This window comes from Synechococcus sp. H55.7, from assembly GCF_047462395.1.
GTDB lineage: Bacteria > Cyanobacteriota > Cyanobacteriia > Thermostichales > Thermostichaceae > Thermostichus.
This window is the reverse complement of record NZ_JANSJD010000011.1, coordinates 12,786-29,082: the sequence shown is the minus strand read 5'-3', so window position 1 is coordinate 29,082 and position 16,297 is coordinate 12,786. Positions and strand designations below refer to the sequence as shown.

At 59.7% G+C, this 16,297-nt stretch carries 15 protein-coding genes; 7 read left to right on the top strand and 8 right to left on the bottom strand.

All coding sequences use genetic code 11. The features are described from left to right. Positions 1 to 16: 16 nt before the first annotated feature. The 3 genes from NW851_RS07010 to NW851_RS07000 form a co-directional block, all read right to left on the bottom strand. Complete coding sequence (locus tag NW851_RS07010; RefSeq protein ID WP_414337406.1) at positions 17 to 1,333, bottom strand: response regulator; 1,317 nt, start codon at positions 1,331 to 1,333, stop codon at positions 17 to 19. A gap of 248 nt (positions 1,334 to 1,581) precedes the next feature. After that, positions 1,582 to 2,223, bottom strand: a complete 642-nt coding sequence (locus tag NW851_RS07005) for an SIMPL domain-containing protein (RefSeq protein WP_414337404.1) — start codon at positions 2,221 to 2,223, stop codon at positions 1,582 to 1,584. Positions 2,224 to 2,358: 135 nt separating this feature from the next. Next, positions 2,359 to 2,670 (bottom strand): hypothetical protein, encoded by a 312-nt coding sequence (locus NW851_RS07000; RefSeq protein ID WP_414333673.1) that lies wholly within the window; start codon positions 2,668 to 2,670, stop codon positions 2,359 to 2,361. Positions 2,671 to 2,857: 187 nt separating this feature from the next. On the opposite strand from NW851_RS07000, the gene NW851_RS06995 reads away from it, so the two are divergent. From NW851_RS06995 to NW851_RS06985, 3 genes are all read left to right on the top strand, one after another. Beyond that, the gene (locus NW851_RS06995) at positions 2,858 to 3,133 is read left to right on the top strand and encodes a DUF4404 family protein (protein WP_414333675.1); all 276 of its coding nucleotides are present in this window, start codon (positions 2,858 to 2,860) and stop codon (positions 3,131 to 3,133) included. A gap of 71 nt (positions 3,134 to 3,204) precedes the next feature. Then, positions 3,205 to 4,515, top strand: a complete 1,311-nt coding sequence (gene hemL, locus NW851_RS06990; RefSeq protein ID WP_414333676.1) for a glutamate-1-semialdehyde 2,1-aminomutase — start codon at positions 3,205 to 3,207, stop codon at positions 4,513 to 4,515. A gap of 63 nt (positions 4,516 to 4,578) precedes the next feature. After that, a complete protein-coding gene (locus NW851_RS06985; protein ID WP_414333678.1) occupies positions 4,579 to 4,815 on the top strand; it encodes a hypothetical protein in 237 nt (78 codons plus the stop codon). Here the strand turns inward: NW851_RS06985 and NW851_RS06980 are convergent. The 5 genes from NW851_RS06980 to murQ form a co-directional block, all read right to left on the bottom strand. Then, entirely contained in the window at positions 4,812 to 6,212 is a 1,401-nt protein-coding gene (locus NW851_RS06980) for a ferredoxin:protochlorophyllide reductase (ATP-dependent) subunit N (RefSeq protein ID WP_414333679.1), read from the bottom strand. The genes NW851_RS06985 and NW851_RS06980 overlap by 4 nt on opposite strands. A gap of 29 nt (positions 6,213 to 6,241) precedes the next feature. Then, positions 6,242 to 7,213, bottom strand: coding sequence for a protochlorophyllide reductase (locus NW851_RS06975; protein ID WP_414337484.1), 972 nt, complete (start codon positions 7,211 to 7,213; stop codon positions 6,242 to 6,244). A gap of 158 nt (positions 7,214 to 7,371) precedes the next feature. Continuing rightward, positions 7,372 to 8,208 (bottom strand): ferredoxin:protochlorophyllide reductase (ATP-dependent) iron-sulfur ATP-binding protein, encoded by an 837-nt coding sequence (bchL, locus tag NW851_RS06970; RefSeq protein ID WP_414333681.1) that lies wholly within the window; start codon positions 8,206 to 8,208, stop codon positions 7,372 to 7,374. A 367-nt stretch (positions 8,209 to 8,575) separates the two neighbouring features. Then, on the bottom strand, positions 8,576 to 9,862 hold the full coding sequence (locus NW851_RS06965; RefSeq protein ID WP_414333683.1) for a recombinase family protein: 1,287 nt from the start codon (positions 9,860 to 9,862) through the stop codon (positions 8,576 to 8,578). A gap of 21 nt (positions 9,863 to 9,883) precedes the next feature. After that, entirely contained in the window at positions 9,884 to 10,813 is a 930-nt protein-coding gene (gene murQ / locus NW851_RS06960; RefSeq protein ID WP_414333685.1) for an N-acetylmuramic acid 6-phosphate etherase, read from the bottom strand. A gap of 155 nt (positions 10,814 to 10,968) precedes the next feature. On the opposite strand from murQ, the gene NW851_RS06955 reads away from it, so the two are divergent. The 4 genes from NW851_RS06955 to NW851_RS06940 all read left to right on the top strand — a co-directional run bounded on the left by NW851_RS06955 (position 10,969) and on the right by NW851_RS06940 (position 16,292). Further along, positions 10,969 to 11,604, top strand: a complete 636-nt coding sequence (locus tag NW851_RS06955) for a hypothetical protein (RefSeq protein ID WP_414333687.1) — start codon at positions 10,969 to 10,971, stop codon at positions 11,602 to 11,604. Positions 11,605 to 11,656: 52 nt separating this feature from the next. Beyond that, positions 11,657 to 13,744, top strand: coding sequence for an excinuclease ABC subunit UvrB (gene uvrB / locus NW851_RS06950; protein WP_414333689.1), 2,088 nt, complete (start codon positions 11,657 to 11,659; stop codon positions 13,742 to 13,744). 82 nt (positions 13,745 to 13,826) lie between these two features. Further along, the gene (locus NW851_RS06945; protein ID WP_414337400.1) at positions 13,827 to 15,683 is read left to right on the top strand and encodes a mechanosensitive ion channel family protein; all 1,857 of its coding nucleotides are present in this window, start codon (positions 13,827 to 13,829) and stop codon (positions 15,681 to 15,683) included. A gap of 18 nt (positions 15,684 to 15,701) precedes the next feature. Beyond that, positions 15,702 to 16,292, top strand: coding sequence for a DUF721 domain-containing protein (locus NW851_RS06940; RefSeq protein ID WP_414337398.1), 591 nt, complete (start codon positions 15,702 to 15,704; stop codon positions 16,290 to 16,292). Positions 16,293 to 16,297: the final 5 nt, after the last annotated feature.

Genomic DNA, 16,297 nt, shown 5'->3' with positions numbered 1-16,297 from the left:
ATTCTGGGGATCGGACTTACCGGCGCAGTCGCCATCCTCCGCAGCCCAGTTGACGCTTCAGACGCCGCCGCGGTTTCCGCCGGCGGATCCCCAAGGGCTGCTGAGAGCGGGATCCAGCTTCAAACCGCTCAGCCCTAGGCTCCCGCACCCCTTGGCTGAGATCCTGGTTGTGTTGCCGCAACTCCTCGAGCTGCCTGAGGCGAGTTTCCAGCTCTTGGCGTAGCTCGGCATTCTCTTTTTCTAGATGTTGCAAACGCTTCAGCAGCTCTGAGGACGCCGTCCCGCTACTGCAATCGGAAACCGGGATGGGATGGGGTGCAGTCACCACCGAAGTGTGGACATTTTTGCTGTCTCGCAGGGCTTGGGCAGCCCGTCGCACCAGGGCCACCCCCTTGGGATCGTCCTTATCTGTGAGGGTGGCCGCCCCAAATTGAAGCTGCACCGGCAGCGCTCGCCCATTCACCACAAAGGGATCCTGGATCAACCGCTGGCAGCAGCGCTCGGCGGCAATCTGGGCAGCAGCCAGAGTGCTCCCCGGCAGCACCACAATAAACTGCCCCTCGTCGTAGCAAAAGAGGTCATCCCCCTCTCGCAAGTTGTGGGCCAAGCGATCCGTAAACAGCTTGAGAAGAGCAGCCCGACCGCCGGCCTCTAGGCCTTGCCCCAGAGCACTGAGGTTGGCCAAGCGCAGCACAAACAAACTGAGGGGATCTGATTGGGCACGGGCTTGGGCCACCCGCAACGGCAAGCGAGTAACCAAATCCTGCCGATTGCCCAAAGCAACCGAGCCAGAAGGAGATGAGACTTGTTTTTGTCCAGTCTGGAGCAGATATTGCTGGCGGCGGCTCTCCACAATGCGCAGCCCTGCCCGCACCCGCGTCAGCAGCTCTGCCGCCTGAAAGGGCTTGGAGAGGAACTCATCGGCTCCGGCTTCTAACGCCCGCTCCATGCTGTCGTTGCCCTCGCGGGCGGTCATGAGGATGTAGTACACCCAAGCATATTCGGGCGATTGCCGTAGCTGCCGGCATAGATCCAGGCCATTTAGATTGGGCATGACCCAGTCGGCGATGATGAGATCTGGGATCCGGCGGCGGATTTGCTCCAGGGCAGACAAGCCATCCAAAGCATAAGAAATACTACAGCCCTGCTTACCCAAAAAGTTGGACAACATCTCTGCCACCATGTAACTGTCATCCACGATCAGCACATGGGCCCGCAAGCTGCTGGCTCCGCCTTTGCTAGCGCCCAAGCCCGCCTGAGGGCCTTCAGACGTACCAGTGGCAGCAGCGTTCTCCAAATTGGGATCCACGGGTAAGCCAAAGCCAGATGACAAGGAAATCCGGGAAAGCAAACTTTCCCGTGTTTTCCATCGTTATTCTAGACGTAGGGATTGGCAGCCACTACCTAACTTTGCCGGGTTATTTTTTTGAGATTTTTGAAGTTTCGCAGTCATTCTAAACGCGAGGAAGATGCTTCTGGGCGTTCCCCGCTACTGCTCCTCACGCCCCCAGGGGGAATCCTCCTCTGCCCCAGGGAGAGGGAAGGCAGGGTTCGCCGTGACTTCATGGCCACCCCAGGAACCTAGAAACGAATCTCGAGCGTGACTTGGGCGCGCACGGCTTGTTGTCCTCCTTCCACCGGTGTGGAAGCTGCTTCTAGGCGGGCATAGTCTGCTTGAGCAGCCAAAGGAACTGGCGGCGCTATGGAGCCCTCGCTGTGAATTTGGATGCCCTCCACAGAATGAATGCTCAGGTTCAAGGCCCTCAACACATCGCTGGCTTGACGTTGGGCATCTTCCACGGCCTGGGTCAGGGCACGGCTGCGCGCCTGCAGCAAGGTGGCCTCATCCGCTCGGAAGCTGACCGATTCCACCTGGGTAGCTCCGGCGGCCACGGCTTCATCCAGCACCTGTCCGGCTCGGGCTATGGGTACTTCAAATTGCAGGCTGTTTTGCCCCTGTACCCCGGTCAGGCGGGGTGGGCTCTGCTGGTAGTCGTATTGCGGATAGAGAGAAATGCCGGTGGTCTGCAGGGCGCTCACCTGCAGCTCTTTGAGGCGGTTCACCAGCCGCTCCGAGCGCTCGGCCACCTGCTGCTGGACCGCTTGGGCCGTCTCCCCTTGGAGCACCACCCCCAGCCGGATTACGGCAATGGAGGTTTCCACCGCAACAGACCCCTGGCCGGTTACCGTCAAAGTTCGGGATCCCTCACCGGGACTGGCCATTGCCCCGCCTCCAGCGATTGCGTTCCAACCCAACAGTGCCAGCGCCAGTACCACGCCCAGCCAGGCCACCCCCTTCAGCCTTTTCCACCCCTTGAGCCTGTCCATTGCTTCCCCCTTTCAGTCGTTAACCCCAGCCTACTCCCACCGTTCCTCTAGTTGATCTGACAAAAGCCCCAGCCACCAGTTCCCTAACCTCACCCAGCCGCTGCGTTCTTGCCCCCCCGGATTGCGTATCCGCACATAAAACACGCGTTGATACTTGGAAGTGCTGCCGGAAAAAGGCCCCAGCCGCCAATACCGCGCCTCCTGGCTCAGAATGGAGTAGCCATGCTTTGCCGCCCACCGCTGCAGCAGCTCCTGGCTGCGTCTTTGTTCCCAGACAAAAATTCCCAGGAACAGGGCAACGGCAACCACTGCCCCCAGCAGGGCCAATGCCAGCTCAGACATAGGGATAGACAGCAAGGCTATTGCCCATCGTATGGGAGTTGCTCCAAGGCTGGGATCCCCGGCTGCAAAAGTTAACCTTTGCCGCCTCAGCCGCTTCCAAAAGAGCGATCTCCGCTCCTGTATGATCGAGTCAGCGTGGTCAAAACTCGATTTGTTGATTGAGTAAATTGATAAGGTCTTTTTGAGAATGGCTGCATCGAAACTGCGACAACTGCTGCACGACCTGGATGTTGAGCTGCAAAAAACCCCTGGCTTGGATGAAAAGCAGCGACAGCACATCGCCACCATTCGCCAAGAGGTGGAAGCGGTGCTGGCCGAGCTGGGATCCCCGAGTGAGAGCAAGCAAAATCAAGGGCGTAGAGATCGCATTGGGGAGGCGCTGGGCCTGTTCGAGACCTCGCATCCCAACCTCACCCTGATCCTGGAGCAAGTGATCGACACGCTGGCAGGGATGGGTTTGTAGTTTATGAGGAGGGCTCACCAGCAAGCTCCTCTGCCTGCTAGCCTTGGTAATGCGTTGAATAGCTCCTGTTTATGACCGGCACTCTCCATCCCACCTCGTTTAACATCACCCGCTCCCAACAGATTTTTGCCCGAGCAAAAGGGCTCATGCCCGGCGGGGTCAGTTCCCCGGTGCGCGCCTTCAAGTCAGTGGGCGGGGATCCCGTCGTGTTTGACCGCGTCTCAGGAGCCTACGCCTGGGATGTGGACGGCAACCAGTACATCGACTACATCGGCAGTTGGGGGCCGGCGATTGTCGGCCACGCCCATCCCGAGGTGATCGAGGCTCTGCACCGAGCTTTGGAGAAAGGCACCAGCTTTGGCGCCCCTTGCGTTTTGGAAAACGAGCTGGCCGAGCGGGTGATCGAGGCGGTGCCCAGCGTGGAGATGGTGCGCTTTGTTAACTCCGGCACCGAAGCTTGCATGGCGGCGCTGCGCCTGATGCGGGCCTACACGGGGCGGGAAAAGGTGATCAAGTTCGAGGGCTGCTACCACGGCCATGCGGACATGTTTTTGGTCAAGGCCGGCTCAGGGGTGGCCACGCTGGGCCTGCCGGATTCGCCAGGGGTACCTAAGGCCGCTACCAGTGCCACGCTGACCGCCCCCTACAACGATCTAGAGGCAGTCAAGGCTCTGTTTGAGCAGCATCCCGACTCCATTGCGGGCGTGATCCTAGAGCCGGTGGTGGGCAATGCCGGCTTCATTCCGCCGCAGCCGGGCTTTTTGGAGGGTTTGCGGGAGCTGACGCAGAAGTATGGCGCCCTGCTGGTGTTTGACGAGGTGATGACCGGCTTTCGCATCAGCTACGGCGGTGTGCAGGCCAAGTTTGGTGTCATCCCCGATTTAACCACCCTGGGCAAGGTAATCGGCGGCGGCCTGCCGGTGGGGGCCTACGGCGGTCGGCGGGAGATTATGGAAATGGTGGCGCCGGCGGGGCCGATGTACCAGGCGGGCACCCTCTCCGGCAACCCGCTGGCCATGACGGCCGGGATCCACACCCTCGATATTTTGCGTCGCCCCGGTACCTATGAGTATCTGGAGCGGATTACCGAGAAGCTGGCGACGGGGCTGCTGCAGATTGCGCAAGAGACCGGGCACGAGATGTGTGGGGGCCATTTGCCCGGCATGTTCGGCTTCTTCTTCACGGCTGGCCCAGTGCGCAACTACGAGGAGGCCAAGCGCTCGGACTTGCAAAAGTTTGCCCGCTTCCACCGCGGCATGCTGGAGCGGGGGGTGTATCTGGCGCCCTCGCAATTCGAGGCCGGCTTCACTTCCTTGGCCCACACCGAAGCCGATGTGGAGAGAACCCTCGAGGCGGCGCGAGAGGTGCTGCGCACGCTCTAGGGTTTCTTCTCCCCTCTCCCCTTGGGAGAGGGGTTGGGGGTGAGGGTGATCTGCACTGGGATCATGGCCGAGCACATCCACCGCAACTGGCGCATCACCACCCAAACCACCGACAAGGGGTTCATTTTTTGCTGTCAGCGGCTACGTCAGGATGGCTCGGTGGAGTTTGCCGCCCCAGCCTACGGCTACTTCCACAATGAGGCCGAGGCAATTTTGGCCGGCATGGTCTGGATCGACCGGCAGCAACTGCCGGATCACCTGGATGGCCTGCTCTTCGACAACGAGGAGCCAGAAAGTTAGCTCAGGGCTTTTTCCCCCACCAACTGTTCCCAGCCCAAGCCTTTGAGGGCGGCGTTGCGCCGCAGTGGGCGGGTGACCAGCTCCAGCAGCGCCTGGGTGTTGCCGAAGCCGTGGATCTGGGCAAAGGTAAACTCCACCGACCACTTGGTGGTGACGCCGCGGGCTTCGAGGGGGTTGGCGTGGGCCATGCCCGTGATTACCAGATCCGGCTGCAGGGCTTTGATGCGCTGCAGTTGGTTGTAGTTATCCGGCTTCTCGACAATGGTGGGCTTGGGCACCCCCATCTCCTCGCAGGTGCGCTCCAGGAGGGCCAGCTCGGCGGCCTGGTAGCGCTTGTCGAGGTAAGGGATCCCGATTTCCTGCACCGTCATACCGCAGCGCACCAGGAAGCGGGCCAGGGAGATCTCCAGCAGGTTATCCCCCATGAAGAAGACGCTCTTGCCCCGCAGCAGGCCCAGGTACTCCTGAACCTGGGGGTGACGCCACACTTCCCCTTCCCGCTCTGCCAGGCCTTGAGTCGGGATCCCCAGCTCGCCGGCGATGGCCTCGATCCAGGCGCGGGTGCCATCCGGCCCGATGGGAAAAGGAGCGGTGATGAGCTTGGCCTTTTTGCGGCGCACCAGCGTGGTGGCGGTGCGGCTGAGGAAAGGATTTACCCCCACCACATAGGTGCCCGGCTCGATGGCCGGCAGCTCCTCGTAGCGCTTGGCCGGCAGCCAGCCGGAGACGCGGATCCCGTACTTTTTCAGCTCCAGGGTGAGTTGGGTTACCACCGGATCCGGCACGGAGCCGAAGATCACCAAGGGGGGATGTTTGGGGAAGCCTTCTTCCTCTTTCTTTTTGCCGGGGCGCAGCCCGTAGAAAAGAGCCTGCAGGCCACCCCGCGTCTCCCGCTCTTCTTCCTGCACCTGCTCCGGGCAGCGCTGGGCCATAGAGGCCAAAACCGTGTCTTCCCCCTGGGTAAAGGCGTAGTCGAGGCCATTGGCCCGCGCCACCACAATCGGGATCCCGATCTCCCCTTCCAGCTTCTGGGCTAGGCCCTCCAGATCCATCTTGATGATCTCGGTGGTGCAGGTGCCGATCCAGACGATGACGCTGGGATTGCGATCCCGCTGGATTTGCAGGCACAGCCGCTTCAGCTCCTCGTAGTCGTTGAGCTTGGCGCTGATGTCCCCCTCTTCCAGCTCGGCCATGGCATAGCGCGGCTCGGCAAAGATCATCACCCCCATGGCATTTTGCAAAAAGTAGCCACAGGTTTTGGTGCCGATCACCAAAAAGAAGCTGTCTTCAATTTTGGGGTAGAGCCAAGCCACGCAACTAATCGGGCAGAAGGTGTGGTAGTTGCCGGTCTCGCATTGAAAGTGGAGGGTATTGGAAGCATCCACAGCAGCAGTCATCGTCGGCTCCTAGAAAAGGGTTTGTCAAGCTAGGGGGCGACCAATTGGGGCACGCCCACCAATTTCTCGCTCAGATCCCAGAGCAGCTTGGCCTTGGCCGCATCCCCCGCCTCGTCCGAGACTTCTTGGTTAAAGGGCTTGGCATTTTTCCGTTGCCGGTTGCCCCAGCTCCAGTAGAATCCCGACTGGCGAAACTCCGGATCCGCCACCACCTGGGCCACCCGCTCGCCGGCCAGCTCTTGGGAGACGTAGCCGCCGGTGATGTTTTTCTGAAACCAGGGGAACAGCTTTTGGAAGAGGGGATAGTGATGGCGGAAGAGGGCCGTTTCCGCCACACAGCCCGGGTAGAGGGAGAGAAACGTGATGCCGGTGCTCTCGTGGAAGCGGCGGTGCAGCTCCCGCATGGTGAGGATGTTGCAAACTTTGCTGTCTTTGTAGGCTTTGACGGGATCGAACTTGCCGCCATCGGCCATGCTGATCGGTTCCTTAAAGCCCTGGGCAAAGCCCCGCAGATCCCCCAGGTGAGGTTGGGGTGGGATCTTGCCCCCCAGCTCCTTGGGGTTGTGGGTAACCGTGCCCAGGATCACCAGCCGCCGATCCGGATAGGTGGAGCGCTTCAGATCCTCCAGCATCAGGTGGCAGAGCAGGAAGTGCCCCAGATGGTTGGTGGCCATGGTCAGCTCATAGCCCTCCGGGCTGCGCAAGGGCTGCTTAAGCAAGGGCATGTAGATGGCGGCATTGCACACCAGGGCATCCAGAGAGCGGCCCGACTGGCGAAATTGTTCGACAAATTGCCGCACACTGGCCAAGCTGGCCAGATCGATCGGCATCAGGGTGTAGCTGGGGATCCCCACCTGCTGAGCCATCCGCTGGCCTTTGTCCAGATCCCGACAGGCCATCACCACGTGCCAGCCCCGCTTGGCCAAAGCCAAAGCTGCGTACAGGCCAACGCCCGAAGAGGCTCCAGTAATCACCACGGTGGGTTGCACTTGTGCTTGCATATCCAACTCCTCTGCCATGTCCTCAAGATGGATCTCCTGCACAATCCATCTTGGGGCGGAAAGCGGGCCAGACAACGAATTGATAAGGTTTGCGACGGTTTTCCGAAACAATTGCTTCACTTTTAGACACACCGGCAAGCTGGCAGGTTTGGGATCCCTTACACCAGCGCCGGCTCCCGTGCCGGGGCGTTGTAAAAGTCCGACAGCAGGGCAAACAGCTCCCGATCCTCAGCAGGCCGGGGCACGATCCCTTCCGGGCGGGCCAGCAGCTCGTCGGCGATGTTCAGGTAGTACTGGCAGACGGGCTCCAGGCTGGGATCCGTCTCTGCCATCTCGAAGAGGGTTTTGCCCTTGACCCGCGAAATGCGAATGTCCTCGACCAGTGGCAGCACCTCGAGCACAGGCATGGGCACTGCCGAGACGTATTGGTCGATGAGATCCCGCTTGCTGGTGCGGTTGCCGATTAGGCCGGCCAGGCGCAGCTTGCGGGTTTTGGCTTTTTCTCGCACCGAGGCGGCGATGCGATTGGCGGCAAACAGGGCGTCAAAGCCGTTGTCAGTAACGATCACACAGTAGTCGGCGTAGTTGAGGGGGGCAGCAAAGCCGCCGCACACCACGTCCCCCAGCACGTCGAAGAGGATGACGTCGTACTCGTCAAAGGCGTTCAGCTCCTTCAGGAGTTTGACGGTTTCTCCCACCACATAGCCGCCACAGCCGGCCCCTGCCGGCGGCCCTCCCGCCTCGACGCAATCTACGCCGCCGTAGCCGCGGTAGATCACATCCTCGGGGTAGATGTCTTCGTAGTGGTAGCCCTTGGCTTCCAGGGTATCGATGATCGTGGGGATGAGAAAACCAGTCAGGGTGAAGGTGCTGTCGTGCTTGGGGTCACAGCCAATTTGCAACACCTTCTTGCCCCGCCGGGCCAAGGCCACCGAGAGGTTGCAACTGGTGGTGGACTTGCCGATCCCACCCTTCCCGTAAACTGCCAACTTCACAGCACGTTCCTCCACAAGCCTGACAAGGGCCATTATCGGCAGCTAACCCACTCCCTGAGAAGTGTTGAGAAGAATTAAGGCAAGCCTAAAACAAGTTAAAGCAATTTCTTAAATCGCCAGACGGACAAATCCTCGCCCAAAAGATTCTTCGAGCCGATTTTTGGCTTTTTTCCAGCTTTTGTTTTTTGTTTTTTCGTAAAAGCAGATCAAAAACAAATCATTCATCTCTCCCTGGCTTTGACAAGCGCTGCTCCCATCAACTCGCTGGAGACTGCCGGCGGGATCCCTTTTCCCGCTTTGAGGGAGAGTCTCAAGAATGGTCTCAATGGCCAGAGGAGACGCGGAATCCCCAACTTCAAAAGGGATCTCAGGGATCGAAGGCAAAGGCAATCTGCACGGCCCCTGTAGAATCCACCTCAACCCTGCGCAGGAATTCCCGCAGGTAGGCGCGGCGCTCGCTCTCGCTGAGGTCTTGCCAGAAGGGCAGGATGGAGAGAGTTTGGGCGATCTGGAGGAAGTTGGCAGGAGGGAGCTGTTCCAGCTTTTGGGCCAAACGGGCCGTTTCCGCCCGCAGTTGGTAGCAGCGCTGGGCCAGGGAGGGCTCATCCATCAGTCCAGATTGCTGCAGCTCCTCCAGTTGCCGCAGCCGCTCGCTGTTGGCCTGGATCTGGGCTTGGAGCTGTTGGCGGGTTTGGTCCAGGGCCTGCCGATCCAGGTTTTGGGCACGGTGGGGGAGCTGCTCGCAGACCTGGCGGATCACCTCCTGCAGGACTTGGGCGTAGTGGAGGCTGTAGCGACAGGTTTGGCAACGCAGGTAGAGGTAGGAGGAGCCGTTCCTCTTGGCCTTGCCGGGGGTGGTTTGCACGATGCGCAGAAGGCTGCCACAGGTACGGCAATGTACTAGGCCGGCCAGGGCGCGGGGGGCGCTGGCGCTGCGGCGTGGGATCCTTTGGTTGCGTTTGAGCCAGCGATCGATCTGGGCCGCTTCCGTGCGGCTGAGGAGGGCGGGGTGGGTATCGCGCAGAACGGTGCCGTCGGCATAGGCCAGATCCCCGCGATAGACCGGGTTGAGCAGCCAGTTGCGCCCCGTGGCCACCGAAATGCGCTTGTGGTGTTTTTCTTCCAAAAAGCGCACCGCTTGGCGCAGGGATCCGTAGAGAAGAAAGTGCTGGAAAAAATCCTGAACAACAGGGGCCTGGCGGCGCTCCAGCACATAGCGCTCCCCCTCGCGGCGATAGCCAAAGGGAGCCGGGCCGGGGGGAGGTTTGCCCGCCAGACGGTTGCGGGCTTGGCTGTGGCAGAGGCGGCGGCTTTGCAATTGATGGGGGATCTCGGCCAGCAGCGGGATCCAGTCGGCAGCCTCGCTGGGGGTGTGCAAGCCGGATTGGGTCGCCAGGCTCAGTTGGATCCCCGCCTGTTGGATCTGCAACAGCCGTTGGTGGACTTCCTCCGCCCGCTCCCCCAGATCCGCCAGGCGCAGCAGCAGCACCTGCTGCACCGATCCGGCGGCGATGTCCTGCAACAGCTCCTCCAGATAAGTTCGGGATCCCCAATCGTGCAGGATGGGATCGGCTCCTTGTGCCTTCAGCCAGGCCAACTCCTGCTCCGGCAAGGGGGCGTGGGCAGGTGTGTAGAGGTAGCCGTAAACGCTCATGGACAAGCAACCAAGCTGTGGTCACCGCTGCCGCGCCCGAGCGGAATCGAGCACCTGGCGAATGCTGCCCTGGGCCTGCTGCAATTGCCGACGGGCCTCCTGAACAGAGCACCCCATCAAGGTCACAAGGATCGCCGTTTTGACTTCTCCATCACAAGTCTGCAGCACTTGGGCAGCCGTGGTGGGATCCAGATCGCAAGCCAGGGCTACAATTCGCTCCGCCCGCTGTTTGAGCTTGGCGTTGCCGGCCTGCAGATCTACCATTAGGTTGCCATAGGTCTTGCCCAGGCGGATCATCACTCCGGTGGAGAGGGTGTTCAACACCAGCTTTTGGGCTGTGCCGGCTTTCATGCGGGTGGATCCGAGGATCACCTCCGGCCCCACCAAAGGGGCGATGGCAATCTCCACCTGCTCGGTCAGGGGGGAAGGACGGTTGCAGGCCAGGCCAATCGTGAGCGCCCCAATGCTTCTGGCGGCTTGGATCCCACCCAGCACATAGGGGGTACGACCGCTGGCGGCAATTCCCACAACACTATCTTGAGCTTGGAGATGGAGACTCTCCAGAGCGCGGGCAGCGGCTTCGGCGTCGTCCTCTGCGCCCTCTACCGCCTGGGTCAGAGCCCTTTCCCCCCCGGCGATCAAAGCCACCACCTGTGTGGGGGCAGTGCCGAAGGTGGGCGGGCATTCAGCCGCATCCAATACTCCCAGGCGCCCCGAAGTTCCCGCCCCAATATAGATCAGCCGCCCGCCACGCCCCATCCGCTCGGCAATGGCATCGATGGCTTGGGCGATCGGCTCTGCTTGGTCAGCCACCGCTGCCGGCACCCGCCGATCTTCGGCGTTGATCCGTCTCACCAGTTCCAAGGTGCTGAGGCGGTCAATCTCGGCTGTGGCCAGGTTGGGGCTTTCGGTCAGGGATCCCGGATCCCAGGAGAAATAGGAGGAGGGCATAGCAGCGGCTGTTCAGGTGAGAGGGATCTGTCTTCGCCGGTTCTGGGTTTTGTCCTCTTGGATTCTATCGGTGGCGAGGCGCGGGGTTGAGCCTCTTTCCCTCAGCTCAATGCTAGAGTGAACCCAGCCGAGAAACTGCACGTTCCCGGATCCCTATGCCAAAAGTGCCTGTGCTGAAGCCGGATCAGGCTTACACCTTCAGCAGCTATTTTGATCTTCCCTTTGAACCGGAAGATGTGTTGGCCGAGTTTGGCTATACCTTTACACGACGAAAGATTACCTGGCCAACTCTGGAACGACTGCCCAATGGCGCAGACTTGAGACTCAGCCTAGAGCAGCTTTTACCCTACATTAGCTTAAAAAGTGAAGCAGCTCGTCGAGAAATCCTGATTGCCCCACTTTTACTGAAGGTAGTACAGTATACCCAAGCGCAAATGCGGATCGAATATGCAATTCAAGTCAGCGAGAAGCTTAAAGGTACCCTGGACTACTATCTCTATACAGACCGCTCTTTGCTGGTTGTCGAGGCCAAAAAAGCCGACCTTACTCAAGGCTTAACCCAATTATCTGTAGAGATGATTGCCCTGGATCAGTGGCTCGGCGACGGCCAAGCTGTCCTTACGGGAGCCATCACCTCTGGGGAGCTGTGGCAATTCGCCCTGCTGGATAGACCAAACAAAGGTATCTACCTGGATCCCTATACTTACCCCTATCCCGACGAAGTAGACCGGATCTTATCGATCTGTATAGCTGCGCTGAAATCTGCGGATTTGGAGCGCAGTATTCCCTAGATTTAGATTCGACTTGGAACTTTCGGCTCAGGATCATCAGAAAATTAAACTTATGTCAGCGTTTCAACTGGTTTCTCCTTATCAACCCATGGGGGATCAACCCAAGGCGATTGCCGGCTTGGTGAAGTCAATTTCAGAGGGCCATCGCTTTCAAACCCTGCTGGGGGCCACCGGAACCGGTAAAACGTTTACCGTTGCCCACACCATCCAGCAGGTCGGCAGGCCCACCTTGGTGATGGCCCATAACAAAACGCTGGCGGCGCAACTGTGCAACGAGCTCAGGGAGCTTTTTCCTTACAACGCCGTCGAATATTTTATTAGCTATTATGACTATTATCAACCGGAAGCCTATGTGCCCAGCACCGATACTTACATCGCCAAATCTTCTTCCATCAACGATGAGATCGACATGTTGCGGCACTCCGCCACCCGCTCTTTATTTGAACGGCGAGATGTTATTGTCGTCGCTTCTGTAAGCTGCATCTACGGCTTGGGCATGCCGGAGGAATACCTGAAGGCCTCCATCCCTCTCAAAGTCGGCCAGGAGATCAACCAACGGGAGATCTTGCGGGAGCTGGCCGGCATCCAGTACGAGCGCAACGATTTGGAGCTGGCACGGGGACGATTTCGCGTCAAAGGCGATGTGCTGGAAATTGTGCCGGCGTATGAAGATCGGGTGATCCGCATTGAATTTTTTGGCGATGAGATCGAGGCCATTCGCCTGATTGATCCGGTTACAGGTGAGATTTTGACCAGCCTCAGCGCCCTCAGAGTTTACCCGGCTCGCCACTTTGTGACACCAGAAGAACAATTGGAGCGGGCAATCCTCGACATTGAGCAGGAGCTGGAGAAGCAACTGGCCCTTTTCCGCAAAGAGGGCAAGCTATTGGAAGCCCAACGGCTAGAACAGCGCACCCGCTACGACCTGGAGATGCTGCGGGAGGTGGGCTATTGCAACGGCATCGAAAACTACTCCCGGCACTTGACGGGGCGCAAAGAAGGGGAGCCGCCTGCCTGTTTGGTGGATTATTTCAAGGCCAACGATTGGCTCTTGGTGGTGGACGAATCCCACGTCACGGTGCCGCAGATCCGTGGCATGTACAACGGCGACCGTGCCCGCAAACAGGTGCTGGTGGATCACGGCTTTCGCCTGCCCAGTGCCCTCGACAATCGCCCCCTCAAAGCCGAGGAGTTTTGGGCCAAAGTCCACCAGTGCATCTTCGTTTCCGCCACGCCCGGCAACTGGGAACTGGAGCAGAGCGGAGCCCAATTTCAAACCCTGGTGGAAGATGGCAAGGCCATAAAGTTTTATCTGCCGGGCAGCGGTCGGGTTGTGGAGCAAGTCATCCGGCCCACGGGGGTGGTGGATCCTGAAGTGCATGTGCGCCCCACGGCTGGGCAAGTGGACGATTTGCTGGCAGAAATTTATCTGCGATTGGAGCGCTCCCAGCGGGGGCCTGCCGAACGGGTGATCGTGACCACTCTCACCAAACGCATGGCCGAAGATCTCACCGAATACCTTCAGGAACGCGGGATCCGGGTTCGCTATTTGCATTCCGAGATTAGCTCAATTGAGCGAATTGAAATTTTGCAAGATTTTCGCGAAGGAGCCTTTGACGTACTGGTGGGGGTTAATCTGTTGCGGGAAGGGTTAGACTTGCCGGAAGTCTCCCTGGTGGCCATTTTGGATGCGGATAAAGAGGGATTTTTGCGGGCGGAGCGATCCCTGATTCAGATGATCGGGCGAGCAGCGCGCAATGTCCGTGGCACGGTGGTGATGTACGCCGATACCCTGACCGGCAGCATGGCCCGGGCCATCGCCGAAACCCAGCGCCGCCGCGAAATTCAACTGCAATACAACCGCCAACACAACATCACCCCTAAGCCCATTGTCAAGAAAAACAGCAACGCCATCTTGTCTTTTTTGGCCATCTCCCGCAAACTCAGCGACCAAGATCTGGAAAAAGCCTTTCAAGCTACAGACGAGATCCCTCTGTCGGAGATCCCGGAGCTGATCGGCCAACTGGAACTGAAGATGAAAGCAGCCGCCAAAAACCTGGAATTTGAAGAAGCTGCGCAACTGCGAGACCAAATTAAAAAGCTGCGCCAACGCCTTTTGGGCCACCATCAGAGCACTTAAAGTCCTCACTTGGGTTGGCCAAAATCGGGATTTGCTTGTGCCACCATAGGCTTACAGCAGCATCCTAGGGATCCCCGAGACAATGGGCGTTCGTGTCCAACGAGCCATTCGAGACTCTGTCCTGCTGAAGGGAGCGGCCCTGGCGATGGGGCTGATAGCTGGGATCGGCCTCTGGCTCCTGCCTGCTCCGGTCTCCAAGGCTGCTGGGATCCCGGTGGCTCAGGCCCTTGAATTTCGGGATCCCGGCTTTTTCCAGACCGGCCCCACCCCTGCCGAAGTGCCAACTCCTGAGGGATCCCCCTCCCCGACCCCTAGCCCAACTGGGATCCCCTTTACCGGCCAAGAGGGCACAGAAGTCTTGGTGGGGAACATCCCGGTGTTTCGCCTGCAGACGGCAGAGTACCCCAGCGATGTGCGGGCCGACAACGTGCGGGCGATCATTGAGCGCTTTCTGGCGGAGGGCCAGTTGCCGCAGCCGGAGGTGCGGGTGGACCAGGATGCCAACGGGCAATACATCTTACGTCTGGGAGAAAGGGGCCGCTTTGAGGCCACCCAGCGGTATCTGTTTACCGTCACCTATGCCGATGCCGCCGCCGAGCGCAGGGTGCCGCTGGGCCAGGTGGGCCTCAACGACGTGCGTCTGGTGGCCAACACTTGGGCGCGACGGCTGGAACAAGCCATTGCCGAGTACCGGCAGGATCGGCTGGATCTGCAGCGGGCGCAGGATCCGCGCGTGCTGGCTCTCACCATCCTGGCCGGTCTGGCCACATTGGCGCTGGGGTTCTTTCTCTGGCGGCTGTTCGACCGCAGCCTAGTTCGCCTGCAGAGGTGGCTGGAGCTCCAGGCCGGCCCGGCCTGGGGAACCTGGATCGACATTGGGGGAGTGCTCCTGCGAGGCGTGGGGGCAATTCTCATTGCCGGCATCTCCCTGGATCGCGGCATCAGCTTCATACCCGCCCTGCGACCGTTTCAGCGCGCTTTTTACCTGGGCTTGGGGCGGGTGGTGGCCACGGCGTTGGGCGTCCTCACCCAACCGCTGCCCAATTCCAGCGTCTCCATTGCCAGCTTACTGGTCTTCTTTGTGCTGGCCGTTTTGGTCTTCACCGTTGCCCACTACGTCAGCGTTGGCTTTAAGCAGCGGTTTCTGAGCCGGCTGGGACTGGATCTGGGCACCCAGGAGTCTACAACGGCCATCTTCAAGTACATCCTCACCCTGTTCGGGATCCTCTTGGTCTTGCCCTTCAGCGGCCTGAATCTGGGATCCCTGGCGGTGATTGCCGGGGCGGTGGGTTTGGGGATCGGCTTTGGCCTGCAAAACCTCTCCAACAACTACATCAGCTACATCGCTATTTTGCTGGAGCGCCCCATCCAAATCGGGGATCTGGTGGAAGTGGACAACCTGCTCGGCACCGTGGAGCGCATCGGCCCGCGGGCCACCGTCCTGCGCACTTTGGATCGCATCTTTGTGATTGTGCCCAACTCCCGCTTCACCGAGTCAAAGGTGGTGAACTGGAGCTACCGGGATCCCCGCTGTCGCATTCACATTCCCGTCGGTGTGGCCTATGGCTCCGATACTGCCCTGGTTACCGAAGCTCTGCTCAGCGCCGCCAAAGAAAATGCTCGGGTGTTGAGCAGCCCCGCCCCCCAAGTCTGGCTCAAGTCTTTTGGCCCCTCTTCCCTCAACTTTGAGCTGCTGGTGTGGATCAACCGTCCCCAGGATCAATTTGTCTTGATCAGCGAGCTGAACTTCGCCATCGAGGCCGAGTTTCGGCGGCGTGGGATCCGCATTCCTTTCCCGCAGCAGGATATTCACATTCGCAGCCTGGAGGGACTTGTCAGCCTCAATGGCGGCTCCCGTTCCCTGCCCGATGCCGCTTCCATCCAGTCCGCCCTCAGCGAAGCGGCAAAATCGCTGGAAGACCAAAACGGCGTTTCCTGAGCTATCCCTATCGACACCATGCTGCGACGGTTAGATGAGGCACTGGGTAGCTTTGGCAGCCATCCGTGTTGGGCTGAACTGAAGCAAATGCAGCTCCTAAGGCAGCTTTGGCCGGAAGTGGTGGGAGAGGCGGTAGCAGCGCAAACCCATCCCCTCAACGTGCGCCGCCAGGTGCTGCAGGTAGCCACCTCTACCCCGTCCTGGGCGCAAAACTTAACCTTACAACGCCAACTCATTCTCAGAAAACTCAACAGCCGCCTGCATCCCCCCCTCAGCGACATTCGCTTTAGCCCCGGCGCTTGGCACGAGGGATCCAACCCGGTCGCTCCCCACCCTGATGCGGAGTTGACCAGCAAGTTTTATGGCCCCCCCCGCCTCGCTGCCCAAGATGGACAACGCCCTCGATCTTGCCGCAACGCTCCCCCCAAACAGCCCATCTCGGATCCGAAAGTGGCTTTCGAGCGCTGGGCGAGAGTGGTCAAACAACGGCAGACCCAGCAAAACCTACTCCCTTGCCCCACCTGTGGCTGCCCTACCCCTGCCGCCGAACTGGAGCGTTGGTTTGTCTGCGGGTTTTGCCATCGTCAGTCCTTGCGCCTGCGCAGCTAACTCAG